General features: G+C 66.1%; 16 protein-coding genes. 9 read left to right on the top strand and 7 right to left on the bottom strand.

Going from position 1 to position 15,790, the window contains the following annotated elements; translation table 11 throughout:
• The first annotated feature begins 55 nt into the window (after positions 1-55).
• Positions 56-484, top strand: a complete 429-nt coding sequence (locus G5C50_RS16670) for a hypothetical protein (RefSeq protein ID WP_165071199.1) — start codon at positions 56-58, stop codon at positions 482-484.
• 174 nt (positions 485-658) lie between these two features.
• Here the strand turns inward: G5C50_RS16670 and G5C50_RS16675 are convergent, their stop codons facing one another.
• The 4 genes from G5C50_RS16675 to hpt all read right to left on the bottom strand — a co-directional run bounded on the left by G5C50_RS16675 (position 659) and on the right by hpt (position 5,345).
• Positions 659-1,981 carry a hypothetical protein gene (locus G5C50_RS16675; protein WP_206107740.1) on the bottom strand — a complete coding sequence of 441 codons (1,323 nt, stop codon included), beginning with the start codon at positions 1,979-1,981 and terminating at the stop codon, positions 659-661.
• A 463-nt stretch (positions 1,982-2,444) separates the two neighbouring features.
• Positions 2,445-3,587, bottom strand: coding sequence for a glycosyltransferase (locus G5C50_RS16680; RefSeq protein WP_165071203.1), 1,143 nt, complete (start codon positions 3,585-3,587; stop codon positions 2,445-2,447).
• A 20-nt stretch (positions 3,588-3,607) separates the two neighbouring features.
• Entirely contained in the window at positions 3,608-4,795 is a 1,188-nt protein-coding gene (locus G5C50_RS16685; RefSeq protein ID WP_165071204.1) for a glycosyltransferase family 4 protein, read from the bottom strand.
• Positions 4,796-4,829: 34 nt separating this feature from the next.
• On the bottom strand, positions 4,830-5,345 hold the full coding sequence (gene hpt, locus G5C50_RS16690; RefSeq protein WP_240907120.1) for a hypoxanthine phosphoribosyltransferase: 516 nt from the start codon (positions 5,343-5,345) through the stop codon (positions 4,830-4,832).
• A gap of 127 nt (positions 5,346-5,472) precedes the next feature.
• Between hpt and G5C50_RS16695 the strand changes: the two genes are divergently transcribed.
• From G5C50_RS16695 to G5C50_RS16715, 5 genes are all read left to right on the top strand, one after another.
• A complete protein-coding gene (locus G5C50_RS16695) occupies positions 5,473-6,051 on the top strand; it encodes an RNA polymerase sigma factor (protein ID WP_165071208.1) in 579 nt (192 codons plus the stop codon).
• A 19-nt stretch (positions 6,052-6,070) separates the two neighbouring features.
• Positions 6,071-6,523, top strand: a complete 453-nt coding sequence (locus tag G5C50_RS16700; protein ID WP_165071210.1) for a hypothetical protein — start codon at positions 6,071-6,073, stop codon at positions 6,521-6,523.
• A 246-nt stretch (positions 6,524-6,769) separates the two neighbouring features.
• A complete protein-coding gene (locus G5C50_RS16705; protein ID WP_206107741.1) occupies positions 6,770-7,138 on the top strand; it encodes a hypothetical protein in 369 nt (122 codons plus the stop codon).
• A gap of 38 nt (positions 7,139-7,176) precedes the next feature.
• On the top strand, positions 7,177-7,515 hold the full coding sequence (locus G5C50_RS16710) for a DUF433 domain-containing protein (RefSeq protein ID WP_165071454.1): 339 nt from the start codon (positions 7,177-7,179) through the stop codon (positions 7,513-7,515).
• Positions 7,484-7,819, top strand: coding sequence for a DUF5615 family PIN-like protein (locus G5C50_RS16715; RefSeq protein WP_165071213.1), 336 nt, complete (start codon positions 7,484-7,486; stop codon positions 7,817-7,819). Before G5C50_RS16710 ends, G5C50_RS16715 begins: the two co-directional genes overlap by 32 nt.
• Before the next feature lie 260 nt (positions 7,820-8,079).
• On the opposite strand, the gene G5C50_RS16720 is transcribed toward G5C50_RS16715, so the two are convergent.
• A complete protein-coding gene (locus tag G5C50_RS16720) occupies positions 8,080-9,144 on the bottom strand; it encodes a class I fructose-bisphosphate aldolase (RefSeq protein ID WP_165071215.1) in 1,065 nt (354 codons plus the stop codon).
• Positions 9,145-9,514: 370 nt separating this feature from the next.
• On the opposite strand from G5C50_RS16720, the gene G5C50_RS16725 reads away from it, so the two are divergent.
• Entirely contained in the window at positions 9,515-9,829 is a 315-nt protein-coding gene (locus tag G5C50_RS16725; RefSeq protein WP_165071217.1) for a hypothetical protein, read from the top strand.
• Positions 9,830-9,876: 47 nt separating this feature from the next.
• Here the strand turns inward: G5C50_RS16725 and G5C50_RS16730 are convergent, their stop codons facing one another.
• Positions 9,877-11,265 (bottom strand): DUF1552 domain-containing protein, encoded by a 1,389-nt coding sequence (locus G5C50_RS16730; protein WP_206107743.1) that lies wholly within the window; start codon positions 11,263-11,265, stop codon positions 9,877-9,879.
• Between the two features lie 16 nt (positions 11,266-11,281).
• Complete coding sequence (locus G5C50_RS16735; RefSeq protein WP_206107744.1) at positions 11,282-13,177, bottom strand: DUF1592 domain-containing protein; 1,896 nt, start codon at positions 13,175-13,177, stop codon at positions 11,282-11,284.
• Positions 13,178-13,520: 343 nt separating this feature from the next.
• Here G5C50_RS16735 and G5C50_RS16740 point away from each other — a divergent pair, with 343 nt between their 5' ends.
• On the top strand, positions 13,521-14,276 hold the full coding sequence (locus G5C50_RS16740) for an SGNH/GDSL hydrolase family protein (protein WP_240907121.1): 756 nt from the start codon (positions 13,521-13,523) through the stop codon (positions 14,274-14,276).
• Between the two features lie 324 nt (positions 14,277-14,600).
• Positions 14,601-15,764 (top strand): dsDNA nuclease domain-containing protein, encoded by a 1,164-nt coding sequence (locus G5C50_RS16745; RefSeq protein ID WP_165071223.1) that lies wholly within the window; start codon positions 14,601-14,603, stop codon positions 15,762-15,764.
• Positions 15,765-15,790: the final 26 nt, after the last annotated feature.

Here is a 15,790-nt window from a genome sequence, read left to right on the forward strand (position 1 = left end):
CAAGACGATGGCGAGGTCCGCCGCCGCTTTGCAAGGCATCAGGAGACCAGTCTCGATGGCGACGAGGACGAGTTTGCGAACGACCCTGGGGCTGATCCTGGCCTTCATCCTCGTCGGCTGCGGCGAGCCCGAAACGCCCGCCGTCCCAGACTCGGCGCCGACGCCCGCGGAGCAGGTGGGCCAGCTTCTGCGGATCTGCCGCGAGCAGAATCGGCCGACGCCGAAGTCGCTGAAGGAGGCCCAGAAGCTCGCCGCCGGCCTTCCCGGGGCGATCGACGCCCTGAAATCCGGCGACGTGGTGATCTACTGGGACGTGAACCTCGACGAATACGGCGGCGCCTCGGCGATCGGCTACGAAAAGAAGACGCCGGAGCAGGGGGGCCGCGTCATCCTCGGCGACGGCTCCACGACCGAGATGTCCGCCGACCAGTTCAAAGCCGTCGCGAAGCCCCCGGATTCCAAGCTGAAACCCGCCTCGCGTTAAGGGACCACGACCGGACGTGAACCTGCGGCGGTTCACTCCGGCACAAGCGGGACGAAAGCCGGCGACGGCCTCCCTTCTCGCCGCGCGGCGGAAGGGGGGCTGACCAACCGTCGCCTGCAAATCCAGAGTGATCCGCGGAGGTCGTCAAAGGTCCGAAACCGGAACCGGCCCGCCTCAACCGGCTGGACGGCGGATCTCTTGCAGGAGTCTCTCCGCGATCTCCTGCAACCGTTCGGCGCTGCCGGGGCCGACCCGACTCCAGGGACCTGGGTCGGCCTCATATCCCCCTTCGTCGTAGGCTCGTCGGATCGGAAGGTAGCCGAGGTAGCCGTTCGCATAGCCGACGACGAACGAGGCGCCCGCCTTCTTGAGGGCCAGGCCGGTCTCGACGAACGGCTCGCCCGGCAGGCCGACCCATGTGAGGGGGCCGAGCCTCATGACCTGCACCTCGGCGCGGAGCGGCTCTTCGGACAACTTCCGCGCCAGCCGAGCCAGCCGCCTGTTTCGGTCGTTCGGCTGGGCCTCGGCGAGCCGCGCCGCCTCCTCGACCGACGGGCACGGCCGCCCTTCGAGTTCACAGACCTGCGATCGCACGTCGAGAGCATCGATCGCGGTTGGCGGGCTCGTCTTCAGCGCGTCGATGGTCGCCATCGCCGCGGCGCCGAGCCGTCGGCCGGTCGCCCCAACGTCATCGAAGTTGGTGGAGACCTGCCGGGAATTGATGTTGCCCGCCGCCCCCTGGGTGAAGAGGCAGACGGCCCCCGGAAGTTGGGTCTCCACGAGAGCCGTCGCCGCGCCGGGGTAATCCGCCGAGACAGGGGGGAGCAGCATCGCGATCACCGGATGCGCCGTGTAGTTGAGCACGACCGCGTGGGGGTGTCCGTCGAGCGTCTCGAGGTAGAGGACGGACAGGTCCTCGTCGAGAGCCCAGGGCTCGGCGGTCTGCTCCGGCGTCGGCAGCGCCCCGGCGCGGTTGAGTCGTCCGTCCTTCAAGACGATCCGGCGATAGCGCGCCACCTCATCGACGCGTCTCGACCCGAAACGGGCCCGGACCGGCACACGACGTTCCCAGGCCTCGACGACGGTCGCGACGAGGTCGTTCAGGTGCGACTCGATCCAGTCGGGGACGCCGGCGACGTCTCGGAAGGGCGTCAGGCCGATCGTCTCCGGGGCCGAGTGGGTGTGCGAGGCGGCGAGCAGGATCGAGCCCGGCTCCAGCCCCGTCTTCGCGGCCACCCGCTCGCGAAGCTCTCGGGTGAAATCTCGGCCGGGGCCGAGCAGGGCGTTGTCGTAGCCGATCGAGTCGACCGTCAGCAGGGCCAGCGAATTCCGGCCGCCGTCGAGGACCAACGCCCGAGCGTGCAGGTCGTCGTGGACCCCTCCGAACGGGGCGTTGGTCGCCTGCGCCGAGGAGGTCAGATAGGGCACCCGGACCGGCGGCGTCACCACGCGACGGGCGACGCCGGCCTTCAGTGGGGCTTCGTCCCCCCGGGCCAAGAACCCCGGGCTCGCGAGGAGCACCGCCGCAACGAACCAGGACGCGACCAGCGCGGGCGACGCCGTCCGCCGAGGCGTTCGAGGAGTCCCTTCCCCTCTGAGGCTTGCAACCATTCCCACAGCAGCGCTCCTCTCCGAGGCGGTCGGAACCGCGACGAATCGATCCACCCCTCAAAGGCCGCACAACGAGACCCGGAACCTCCGATTGACTGGGCGATGATTCTCCTCCAGGAACCATGCTCAAGACAGGTCGACGCGCTTTCCCGGGCTCCTTGGCAATCCGACGAGTTTTGAGCGTCTCGCCGCCGATCGCAGGCCGGCGAGACGCGACGGGAACGCCGCGAAGGGCCGCGATTCTCGCCGAACGAAGCCGCCGACAACATCGACATCATCTTGTCTGAAAACAACTTACGACACACAACCGGTTGGCTTCGATCGCAGACGAAGCCGTCCGTCGTGATGGTCAGGTCGCGGCGGAGCGTGAGGGAACGACGCGGAGGCCCTTGGCGGCGGCGAGGCGTTCGTAGAGGTCGGCAAAGCGGGCGACCATGGCGTCGGCGCGGAAGTCGGCCAGGGCCCGTTCGCGGCCGGCGGCGCCGAGGGCCCGGGCGCGGCGGGGGTCGCGGATCAGGTCGCGCAGGCCTCGGGCGAGCAAGGGGAGGTTCCCCACCGGCGCGAGCAGACCCGTGACGCCGTCGACGACGACCTCCGTGGTCCCCGGCGCGGCGGTGGCGACGACCGGCTTGGAGAGCATCATCGCCTCCAAAACCACGTTCGGCAGCCCCTCGTACTCGCTGGGGAGGACGACCACGTCAGAGGCGGCCATCAGCCGTTGGATGTCGTCGCGGTGCCCAAGAAATCGGACCTTCTCACTCAGCTCGTACTGGACGGCGAGCTTCTCCAGGGTCGAGCGGAGCGGTCCGTCGCCGACGATCGCCGTGCGGAGGTCCGGCTGAACGTGCTGCAACAGGTCCAGGGTCTTGAGCAGGTCGGCCACCCGCTTCTGCGGGGCTAACCGGCCGGCGAAGAGGGCCAGCGACGCATCCGGCGGGAAGCCGATCTCGGTTTTGACGGCTGCCGGGTCGACGTCGGCCGGCGGGGGCTCGTCGGCGATCCCCGAGTAGATCATCTCCATCCGGTCGGCCGGCAGGCCCATCCCCATGTAGAAGTCGACGACCGCGTTCGAGTTCCCCACCAGTCGGTCGCAGGACGTCGCCAGCTTGCGGTCGACGTAACGCTCGATCGGCCCTTTCCAAAGGTCGACGGCCATCTCGGCGGTGACGACCACCGGGACCTTGGCCCGCTTCGCGGCGATCCGGCCGTAGGCGTTGGCGGCGAAGATCCAGGTCTGCACCACGTCGAACTTGCCGGCCTCAATGAACCGGGTGAGCCGCCCCAGCGCCCAGGGGTCGACCTTGTGCCGCTTGGCGATCGACGTCACCGGAACGCCGGCGGCGGTCAGCTCGGCCTCCAGCGGGCCGGAGCGCGTCAGCACGGCGGCCTCGACGGTGAAGCGGTCGCGAGGGAGGTCCTTCGACAGCATCACCATCTGCTTCTCGGCGCCCGAGCGGTCGAGCGTGGGGATCAGTTGCAATACCTTCAGCACGGCGGCCCCGCTCCCTCGTCTCAGGTCGACCCGATCGATCGCCGGCGGGCGATCAATTCCCGGAACAGATCCAGATGCTTGCGAGCCACGGCCCGGATCGAGAACTGCTGCTCGACGCGGCCCCGCGCCGCCCGGCTCATGTGAAAGGCCCGATCGAACGTGGACCACTGCTCGACGATCGTCTGCGCCAGCGCCTCCGGTTCGCGGGGGGGCGTCAGTCGACCGTGCTTGAAGTCAGAGATCAACCGACGGTTCCCCGGAATCGCCGAGGCCACGACGGGAATCCCCAGGGCCATCGCCTCCAGCAGGGCGATGCTCATCCCTTCCTCGTTCGACGGCAAGACGAAGAGGTCCGACCCGCGCAGGGCCCCCTCCACGTCGTTCGAGGCCCCCGGCATGGCGAAGGCGTCTGGGCCCAGCTTCAGCTCCTCGGCCAGCTTCGCCAGGCGGGGACGCTCCGGCCCCTCGCCGATCAGCGTGAGCCGCGCTGAGGGGAAGGCCCGACGGACGATCGGCCAGGCGTGGAGGAGGGAGTCCACCCCCTTCTCGGGCGCCAGCCGGCCGACGAACGCCGCGCGGGGGGCGTCGCGCCAGCCCTCGCGACGCTGCCAGAGCCGGGGGGGGATCGGCACGCCGTTGGGGAGGTCGTGGATCTTCGCCTCGTCGTACCCGGATCGGGAGAGTTCGTCGCGGACGGCCTTCGAGATGGCGACGAAGGCGTCGGCCTGCTTGCAGCGGTGGGCGATCTTCGCGCCGAAGTTCCCCTTCGCCTGCCAGGCCACGTCCCCCGTATCGCCGGCCCCCTCGGGCCGGAGGACGACCGGGAAGCCTCGCTCCTCGCCCGCGCCGACGGCCACGTAGGCGTCGTGCTTGAGCATCGAGACGTACGCCAGGTCGACCGGGTTGGACGCCAGCCAGCGGCGGAGGTTCCGCATGTAAAGCCAGGTCCCGACGAACCGCAGCGGCGAGGTCCGCAGCCGATGGATCGTCAACCGCCCGCCCCCCCGAGAGCGCGGGTGGTCGATCTCCTCGCGTTCGGGCAAACCCGCCGCCTCGCCGACGGCCGAGGTCAGCACCGAGACGTCGGCTCCCTCGGCGGCCAGGGCCTCCGCCAGATAGGCCAGCACGCGCTCAGCCCCGCCGATCAGCGGGGGGAAGCGGCGGGAGAGCAGGGCCAGCCTGAGTGGGGAGGGGGAGGGTTCGGTCACGGAGGGGGCTCGGCTCGCTTCGATCTTCCAGCCGTCAGGTCTTGAGAACGCCGACGTAGGGGAGGTGGCGGTAGTCGTCGTCGTAGTCCAGGCCGTAGCCGACGACGAAGGCGTCCGGGATCGTGAACCCACAGTAATCGGGCTCGATCGGAACCGTCTGGCGGCCGATCTTCCGCAACAGGACGGCCGTTCTGACGCTCTTCGCCCCGCGCTGGGCGATGTGGTCCACCAGGGCCGCGAGCGTCTGGCCCGTGTCCAGAATGTCGTCGAGGAGCAGGACGTCGCGATCGGCCACGTCGGGGGCGAGGGTCTCGTTGATGACCAGGGTGGAGGCCGTCGTGGTGGCGCCTCGATAGCTGCTGGCGTGGACCAGGCCGATCCGGTGGGGGACGTCGACGGCGCGGATCAGGTCGGCCAGGGCGATCAGGCTGCCGGTCAGGACCGCCACGATGGTTAGAGGTTTGCCGGCGTAGTCGCGGGCGACCTCGCCCCCCAACTCGCGGAGACGGTCACGGATGGCCGCTTCGGGGATCAGGACGTCGACGGACACGGCGGGCGGGGCTCCTGACGTTACAATGGGGCGTCGCGTTGCCTCGAATCGACGCCCCAGTTTAACCGAGCCCCGGCCGATCGAATAGGAGACGGTCCAGGATCGTCTGAAGGGGGTAGGAGACCGTATGCTGGAAGCCCCGGCCGTCGCATCCATCCCCGACGAGGCGCTGGTACCGAGGGCCCGGCAAGGCGACCCGGCGGCCCGCGAGGAGCTTTTCCTCCGCCACCGCGACGACGCCTACCGCACAGCCTACCGCCTCCTGGGAGATGAACACGACGCGCTGGATGTGGTCCAGGAATCGCTGCTGAAAGCCTTCGCCCGCCTGCACGAGTTCGACGGTCGCGGCGGCTTCCGATTCTGGCTCATCCGCATCGTGACCAACACGGCCCTCGATCAAGGCAGACGGCGCAAGCGAAGTAAACTGGTGAATTTGGAAGGGGAGCCGACGAGTCCATCGCTCGACGACGACCCGGCCCGGGGCCTCCAGCGGACGGACCTCCGCCGGGCGCTCGACGGGGCGCTTGACCGGCTTTCTCCGATCCTTCGGGCGACGTTCGTGATGTTCGCGGAGGCCGGGTTGAGCTACAAGGAGATCGCCGAGGCCCAGAACGTCCCGATCGGCACCGTGATGAGTCGGATCAACGCAGCTCGCCGCAAGTTGCAGGAATCGCTCGACTGGGACCGCCTCAAGGGGCTCGACTGAGCCCGAACAGGAACGACCCATGAATCCGCAGGACGACCGTCTCGAACGACTCTGGCAGGCGACCCGACCGGCGGCCCCCTCGGCCGCGGCCTGGGACGACGTCTGGGCGTCGGTGACGCGAGAGTTGGACCGCCCCGAGGCGAAGCCCCTGACCCTGGCCATGCCCGTCGTACCGGCCCCTCGCGGACGCTGGGCGGCGGTTGCGCTGGTCTTGCTCTCGCAGGCCGCCGCCGCGGCGATCGCCGTGGGCCTGGCCCTGCACGGCCGAGGCCCAATTCCCGACGCCCGCCAGGTCTCCCAGCGGGTTACGTCGACGGTCCACATCGAGGAAGGTCAGCTCGTTTTGATCCGCCCCGACCTCGACGCCCTTCAGGTCGCCGACCTCAGCCGCGAAGGGGGCGTCGACCCCTGGCACCTCCTCCTCAACCGCCTCGAATACCTGGCCGCACCGGCCGTCGCCATGTCGGAGTGACGGATGATCCCGCCGTCGGCCGATGGTCGTTCCACTGTTCGACGCGACTTGCTCGGGTGCCATGGCCACGCTTCCGTGGCCATGAACCGGCCCGGGAATCCGGCGCGACCGTCGCCGATCGCATGGCCACGCAAGCGTGGCCATGGCACCCAGGCTCTGATCGCCGTGCTCCTGCTATTCGCCGGCTGTGAGCGTCCCTCGCAACCCACGCCATCCTCTCCGCAGTTCGTCGCGACGGGCCAGCCAATGCAGGTGACGGTCTTCGCGATCAAGGCGACGCCGAACGCCTCGGCGATCGACCCGAGGCTTTCCGAGGTCCGCGACCAGCTTCGGAAGGTCCTCCCCAACCATGGCTTCGAGTTGATCGCCACCCGCAGCGAGCGGCTCCAGCCGGGCGAGACGCTCCCCTGCGACCTGGGCGAAGATCGCGTCGCCGAGACGACCTACGAGAGCGCTGAGGCCGGTCGGATCTCTTTCCTCTGCTCCTTCCGCGAGGGCCCGTCCGACGCTCCGGCTTACACCACCCACGTCGACGCCCCCGAGAACCAGCTCTTCTTCTACGAGCGTTCCCTCCGCGACGGCTCCCGCGTGCTGATCGGCGTCGGAGCGCGGTAAGATGACGATGAGAGGAGACGCCCATGGACGCGCCGACGATGGTCCCCGTCATCACCGAATACATCGCGATCCGTCCCGGCTGCAACGGCGGCAAACCGCACATCGCCGGCCATCGGATCAAGGTCCAGCACGTCGCCGTCTGGCATGAGCGTCTGGGGATGTCGGCCGAGGAAATCGTCGCGACCTATCCAACGCTGAGCCTCCCCGCCGTCTACGCCGCCCTGGCTTATTACCATTCCCACCGAGACGAGATCGACGCCGACATCGCCGCCGACGAGAAGTTCGTCGCCGAGCAGAAGGCGAAGGCCGGCCCGTCGCTCGTCGCGGAGAAACTGAAGCGGCTCCATGCCCAGGACGATTCGGTTTCACCTGGATGAGAACTGCGACCCGAGGATCGCTCGGGGGCTGCGTCGTCACCAGGTCGACGTCACGACCAGTCAGGAGGTGGGGCTCCTGACCGCGCTCGACGACGATCAGCACGCTTTCGCAAAGGCCGAAGGTCGGGTCATTATTACTCAGGATACGGATTTCCTCCGCATCCACGCTTCCGGCGCGGCGCACTCGGGGATCGCCTTCTACCCGTCGCAGAGCAGGTCCATCGGCGAGGTGGTGCGAGCAGTCCTGCTCATCTGGGAGCACCTCGAACCACACGAGATGGCGAACCATGTCGAGCATCTCTGAAGCGGTTCGAAAACGCCGAACGCCCCGGACGGCTGGGGAGCCGTCGGGGCGTTCGGAGGGAACCGCTGGAATATGCGAGGCAGGGCCTTCCCTGGCCCCCCGACCTTCGAGTCGCCATCCTTCCCTGGCGGCGACCACCTGGATTGAAGGCCTTCGTCGTCCGATCGTCCTTGACCGGATCGGCGTCCCAGCCGACACCACTGTTATCGGCGTCGGCCGGGGGGCGCTTTACTTTTTCAAAGTCGTCAGGCCGGTCGAGGTCAGGCGATGGTGACCGACTTGTCGAGGTAGACGTCCTGGATGGCGTTGAGGAGCTTGACGCCCTCGGCCATCGGCCGCTGGAAGGCCTTACGGCCGGAGATCAGGCCCATGCCGCCGGCCCGCTTGTTGATGACGGCGGTCTTCACGGCCTCGGCGAAGTCGTTCTTGCCGCTGGCTCCGCCCGAGTTGATCAGCCCCGCGCGGCCCATGTAGCAGTTGGCGATCTGGTAGCGGCAGAGGTCGATGGGATGGTCGGAGCACAGCTCCGTGTACATCCGCTCGTCGAGCTTGCCGTAGCTGGAGCCGCCCATGTTCAGGGCCTTGAAGCCGCCGTTGTTCTCCGGGAGCTTCTGCTTGATGATGTCGGCCTCGATGGTCACGCCCAGGTGGTTGGCCTGGCCGGTGAGGTCGGCGGCGACGTGATAGTCCTTGTCGGACTTGAAGGCGTTGTTGCGGAGGTAGCACCACAGGACGGTGGCCATCCCCAGCTCGTGGGCCTGGTGGAAGGCCTCGGCGACCTCGACGATCTGACGGCTGGCGTTCTCCGAGCCGAAGTAGATCGTCGCGCCGACGGAGGCGCAGCCCATGTCGTGGGCTTCCTTGATCTTGCCGAACATGATCTGGTCGGCCTTGTTGGGGTAGGTCAAGAGCTCGTTATGGTTGATCTTGACCATGAACGGGATCTTGTGGGCGTACTTGCGGGCGACCATGCCCAGGACGCCGAAGGTGCTGGCGACGGCGTTGCAGCCGCCGTCGATGGCCAGCTTGACGATGTTCTCGGGGTCGAAGTAGGCCGGATTCTTGGCGAAGCTGGCGCCGGCCGAGTGCTCGATGCCCTGGTCGACGGGGAGGATCGAGAGGTAGCCGGTGCCGGCCAGCCGGCCCGCGTTGAACATCCACGAGAGGCTGCCGAGCACCCGCTGATTGCGGTCGCTGGGGATGAAGATCCGGTCGACGAAGTCGGGGCCGGGGAGATGGAGCGACTCCTTGGGGATCGCCTTGCAGGTGTAGCTGAGGAGGCTTTCGGCTTCGCTTCCGAGGTGTTCGCTGATCGCGGACGCCATTTCGTGGCACTCCGATGCGCGGGCGTCGCGGCGGTCCCTCTCTGGGGGCGGACGCCGGCGTCGGTCCGCGTACACTTGGGATAAGGATGAGAGGCTCAAGCGACGAGCGATTCGCGCCCGTCACGCCCCGGACGACGGCCCCAGTTGAGCGGGCCCGGGGGGCGATGCGCTGCGTCCGGCGTGGATCCATCCGGCCGCACGGCCCCGGACGCACCCGGCCGGGGCAAGGCTCCATCATAGGTTTCGACGCCCTCGGTTGCAATGAGCCATTAGCAGTCGCCCGCCTCCCACGTCCAGGTCGCCTCGGCCGCGTCGACCTTGCCTTAGCGCCTATACTGATGTGTAGGCCACTTCTTTGGGAGGCGTCTTCATGGAAAGAGCACCCAGTCCCAGGGACCGAATTCCCAGACCCAAGGCCACCCGCGTCACCACGTTCGCGGGCGAGGACGGCGAACCCTTCTCGTTCATCACGCGGATCTGGTGGCGGAGCGCCGCCAAGCGATGCACGCTCTGCCCGACGTGCAACAGCAAGCCGATGACGATCTTCTCGCTGTGCGCCGTGGTCACCCCCGGCTTTATCAGCGATGAAGACGCCGAGATGCACCGCTTCGAGCCTGGCGACTCACTGCCGGAGACGAAGGTCGAAATCCATGAGGTGGAGCAGGACGAGGATGAAGAGGATTGAGCCCCGGCGATTCGGCGAGCCGGTGAACTGACGCCGACGGCCCCCGCTTAGCTTCCAGAAGCGGGGCCGATCTCCTTCAGCTGTTTCGTCGCGATCCCGATCGGGCGGTCCATGGGGATGCCGGCGCAGGTCAGCAAGGTCGTCAGCAGATCCCCCTGATTTCCACGGGAGCCCGTCACGAAACGACCCGTACGAATGGAGCCGCCTCCCTTGCCCGCGAGGATGAACGGGAGGTTCTCCCGCGTGTGTTTGTTGCCGTCTTCGAGGCCGGACCCCCACATCATGATGCAGTTGTCCAGAAGCGTGCCGTCGCCCTCTCGCAGGCTGTGCAGCTTCTTCACCATGTAGGCGAACTGCTCGATGTTGAAGGCCGTGATCGCGGCCACCTTCCTGACCTTGTCCGCCTCGTTGTTGTGGTGAGTCTGGGAGTGATGCTTGTCGTTGAATCCAAGCTCGGGATAGGAGACCCCGTTCGGCGTCGAGCCGATGTAGGTCGAAACTCGGGTCGTGTCCGTCTGAAACGCCAGCACGTTCAGATCGCACATGACCTGCATGTACTCGCTCCGCTTGTCTCCCTCCGGGATCTTGATCTCGATGGGCGGGGAATCGGAGTCGTCGCGTCGGCTGGATCGGACGCCGGCTCGCTCCAGGGCCGCTTCTTTCTGGCGGAATTCGATGGCGGCGATGCGCCGTTCCACTGAGCGCACGCTGTCGAGATACTCGTCCAGCTTGCGCCGGTCGGCGGCGGGGAGTGTTTGACGCAGTTGCTTCGCCCCGCCCAGGACGATGTCCAGCATGCGCTGGTCCAGGGGACTCATCGGCGTCGACGAGCCGCCGCGGGCCGGTTGGTCCTGCTTGTTGAACAGGCGGTTGAGGACGTTGCGCGGATTGACCTCGGCGGGGACGGGCTGGGTGGGGGACCGGAAGCTGCAGTGCGAGTAATACGCCTCGTTCAGTCCTTCCTGGTTCTCCTTCCAGGTCTGGGGCATCGTGGCCAGTTCCAGGGACGGCAACGTGGTGAAGGCCCCCAGGTGATTCGCGGCGATCTGGTCAGCGGAGATCGCGATGTCGATCTCATTCCGCCGCTCGGGATTCGGCAGGATCGCCGTGAGCCAGGTAGAGAGTTCGAGCGCGTGGGGCGCGCCGTTGTAGGGCGAGATCGGAACCCCCGAGATCCCCTTCATCAGCAGACACTGGTCGAGCACGGGCCGCAGCGACGCCAGCGCCGGCGGCGGCGACGTCAGGAAGGTCGCCGGGTCGGCGGGCCAGAACTGATCCGTGATCACGCCGTGCGGCATGTACATGAACCCCAGCCGGACTGGTGGCCTGGACGTCTCGCCCCGGACCGTCGAGCCCATGACGTCCAGGAGGGGCAAGGCCAGCGAGACACCCAGCCCTTTCAGGCAGGTCCGGCGATCGATCATCGCGCTCTTCATCATGGGCCTTCCTCTCTCACCGGACTCGGCGATGCGTGAAGGGGTAGCTGGTCACGACCGCGCTGATGAGCGTCTGCATCCGGTACCCATCCGCGGCGACGTCCTGCACCAGAGTATCGACCACGGTCTCGTCGTAGCCTGACAGCCTTCGGCAGAGGGCATACGCCAGGAGTCGTTCCACCAGGTTCCGGGAGAAATCATCGACCCGGCCGGCGATCATGGCCTTCAACTCCTTGGGGGTCGAAAAATGCTTCCCGCCCGGGAGTTCGCCCGCGGCGTCGATCGCCCCGCCGTTCTCGTCCTTCTCACGCCATCGACCGATGGCGTCGAAGTTCTCGAGGCCGAATCCGATTGGGTCGAGCGTCTTGTGGCAATTGGCGCAGACAATGTTTGTGCGGTGCAGTTCGGTGCGCTGGCGGAGGGTCAGCTTTGCGACCGCCCCCGGATCCTGTTGGTCCAGGGCCGGCACGTCCGGCGGGGCGGGGGGGACATGGTCGCCGAGCACCTGTTCGAGCACCCACACACCGCGTTTGACGGGGCTCGTCCGATTGGGGAACGAGGTCGCCGCGAGCACGCCGGGCATCCCCAGAATTCCACCTCGATTCCCGTCGCTCAATTGGACCCGCCGCAACTCCGACCCGGTGACCGTTCCCTCCATGCCGTAGATCGCGGCCAGAGCCTCATTGAGATAGGTGTAGTCACCATCGACGAACCCGATGACGCTGCGGTTTTCTCGTACGATGCTCTCGAAGAAGAGACGGGCTTCATCGTACATGGCCGCGCGGACTTCGCCGGTCATTTGCGGGAACTTCTCGGCGTCGAACGTCTGGTCCGCCAGCTTGTCGACCCCCAGCCACTGTGCGCCGAACCCGTCGAAGAGAGCCCGCGAGCGGGGGTCCGCCAGCAAGCGTTTGGCCTGCGCTTTGAGGACCGACGGCTCATGGAGCTTTCCGCTGTCCGCCAGCGCCATCAGCTCGTCGTCGGGCATGGTCGCCCATAGCAAATAGGACAACCGAGACGCGAGCTGATGGTCGTCGAGCGGGACGATCTCCGCCTTGGGGTTGGGCTCACCGGCCGGCGTGATGAACAGGAACTGGGGTGAGACCAGGATCGCCTTGAGCATCAATCGGAGGGACGATCGATAGGCGAGTTCGCTCTGCCTTCCCAGGTCGAACACCTCCAGCAGGCAGTCGACTTCAGCCTGCGACGGGGGCCGTCGATAGGCCTTCCGCGCCATCGACTGGGCGACCTCGCGGGCCGCCGAGCGAGCGTCGGCCTCGGGGGGAGGCACTTCGCCGAACAGCCGCCGTTCGATCTCCGTGGGCGGGGCGTTTTCGGGCGCGAGAATCCGAGCCGCCACCTTCTCGGCGATCGCCAGATATTGCTCCAACTGCAGAGGCGAGAGCGAGTTGAGATAGCCCTCGCCGCTCACCTCGTCGGGCAATTCATCGGCGATCGCCGGATCGACGCCGAAGAGGTCGTGCAGGGTATTGCCGTATTCCGTCTTGGTCAACCGCCGGATGATGAAAGGCCCTGGGTCCTTTCGGCCGAGGAACTTCAACTTCGCCAGCCAATCGACGAACATCTGGCGATCGGCGTCGCTCGGCTGCTTGTCCACGTCGTCCGGCGGCATGTCGTGCGCCTTCACCCGGGCGACGGCCTTCTTCCACTGCTTGCCGAAAGCCAGGTTGCCGGGGTCCTTGAGCGCCGGCGAGAAGTTGACTCCCCCCTCGGTCGGCTTCTTGTTGGAGTGGCAGGACAGGCAATAGGTCTTGATGAACGGCGCCACGCGAGCGTTGAAGCTTTTCTCGGCGTCCACCTTGAGCGCGGCGACATCCTCATCCGCGACGGCCTGAGCCGCGACGACGATCGGCCGCGGCCAAATGACGCCCAATGCCGCCGCAAGAATCATACAGCAGCGAACATGTGCATTTGTAGCTGACGCCTGATCGCTCATTCGTCACCCATCTCCAACGCAAGGCGGGGCAGTCGCTTGAGGAACGAGCCGACCTCCCGCTGCGTCGCCGTGCTGAAATCATCGCGACACGCCCGAGAAGCCGCCTCGATGGACCATGCTACGACCACCGCAGCCCTGCTCGCAACCCACTTCGCCGCCTCCTTTGGTCTCGCTCCTCGCAACCCGTCTGGCGCTCGGATAGATTCGACTCGTTCGGTGCGGTTCGGGGACAGGCGAGAAGGTCGTCCGACGACCATGAATGCCTACGTCCCCTGAGTACGATCAGAGGAGGTGCCTGATGCGTTCGTCCGTCCGAGGTTTGGCGATCGGGTTTGGGCTGACGCTGTCGTTCTTGCTGGCGACGAGCCCGTCCATGGCCGCCGACGATCGGCAGGAGGCCCGAAAGGAGCCGACCCCGTCGTTGCCCAAGATCGTGCTCGTCGGCGACTCGATCCGCCTCGCCTATGCGCCGATCGTCGCGAAGCGGCTCGAGGGGAAGGCGATCGTGATCAGCCCCGCGCCCAACGGCGGCGACAGCGCCAACGTCCTGAAGCACCTGGAAGAATGGGTCGTCCGCGAGCAGCCGGCCATCGTCCACTTCAACTGCGGCATCCACGACACGAAGAAGTTCAAGACCAGCGGCCAGTTCCAGGTCCCTCCCGAGGCTTATGAAGCCAACCTGCGGGCGATCGTGGAGCGCATCCGTTCCAAAACGGAGGCCACCGTCGTCTTCGCCACCACGACCCCGGTCATCGACGATCGGGCCGCGAAGACGAGATCGAAGGTCGACTACGAGTTGCTCAACGCAAGCACCGAGCAGTACAACGCCATCGCCCGCAAGGTCATGGCCGACCTCAAGGTGCCGGTGGACGACGTCCGACTGGCGGCCGGAGACGCCGACGTCCTCGCCAAACGGATCGGCGACGACGGCATCCACTTCCAGCCCGAGGGCCGCGAAGCCCTCGGCGAAGCCGTGGCCGCCTACCTCACCAAGCTCCTGCCGACAACCGAAGCCGCTTCCGGCTCCGGCTCACGGGTGGGAACACCGCGGTAGCATCTGTCGACCGGTTCGCTCGATGACCTCGGCGAGTGTCAGGCATTCCTCGCACGGGTGATCTTCGTTTGATTAATCGGCGAATTAGAGGTGGCAGGCGAGGACAGGAATGAGATGGAATTGCCCATCTCACCTAGGGACGCCAGAATGCGTGCATGGCCAAGAGCCTACCCTTAACGGAATTCTTGCAAATATGATCTATTATCGACGAATAGACGCTCGAGCGCTAGTGGCTTGCTGACAACTCCGCGCCGCGAAAGTACAATCGTGCAAGCGGGGATTGCTGATAGCGACAGCCAGCATCTGGGTTGAAGGACAGTGAGCGTGCCGAGCCTGAAAGAGCAGTTCGCGGCCGCCCCACGCGAAGTAGGCGGGGGCCGGAACTCCAACCGCACCGACTATCAGAAAGACTGGGCCCTGTGCCATCTGCTGGAAATCCACGAGGCCCGCGAAGACTACGCATTGGTCGTAGAGAGGCACGATGACGTCGTGGTACTCGATCATTCGAGCGAGCCGAAACGTGCTGATTTCTACCAGATCAAAACAAAAGACAACGGAGACTGGAAGCTCGCCAACCTGCTTTACGTGGAGAGATCGAGATCCGCAAGGGACAAAGCGGACGATGCGGAGAGGCCGGAAGAGAATGGCGTCAAGAAGAAGGCAAAAAAGCAGAGCGTAGAGAAGAAAATGTCCTTCCTAGCCAAGCTTTACAGCAATCGTCTCGCATGCTTAGGCAGCGAGATGACGGCTAGCTTCGTGAGCAACGCTCGATTCAATCTCATCCTGGCGAAGGGCGGCGCAGGACTTGATCGTACTGAAATCTGCTTCAATGAACTAAGCGCGGCCGACCTCGAAAAAATTCTTTCGAAACTCAAGGTTGAGCACGAGCTGGCGGAAGCGCCAGATTGTGCCCACCTGTTTTATTTCAGGCGGTCGGACCTCGGAGTCAACAACCACACCGACTGCGCCCGCGGCAAGACCGCGAAATTCATGGCCGACAGGAACTTGGGCGACGCCCAATCGGTGGCCGCTTTCTATCGAGCACTTTTCGAGGAGATTAAGCTCAGAACGAATTACGAGGATGAGCCAGGTTCATTCGAAGGCATCATCCGCCGCAAATCGATAACGAAGGCCGGGTTCCAGGGGATGCTCGATGCGCTCCGCAACCCGCGAGACATCGAAGCGACCACCGCTCGGATCGAAGGCGACCTACGACAGGAGGGCTTGGCGTTCACGGCGACCCGGGCCATCATACGCGACTGCAGACGGGTCTTCCTGGAAAGCAGGAGCAACGCTCTGCCGAAGGCTGTCTACGCGGCCTGTGAGCAGATCGTCCGTAACATGCACGCGCCCGACCAGGAGCACTCGCTCCGTTCGCTGATCGACCTCGGGCTCGCGCGGCTGAAGGAGCGGAACATGCCGGGCACCGAGCTCTTCGCGGACACGTACCTTACAGCGCTCCTACTCATGGCGATCTATGAGTATTGAGAATTACAAGAGGCTGATTCGCAGCC

This window comes from Paludisphaera rhizosphaerae (genome assembly GCF_011065895.1).
Lineage (GTDB): Bacteria > Planctomycetota > Planctomycetia > Isosphaerales > Isosphaeraceae > Paludisphaera > Paludisphaera rhizosphaerae.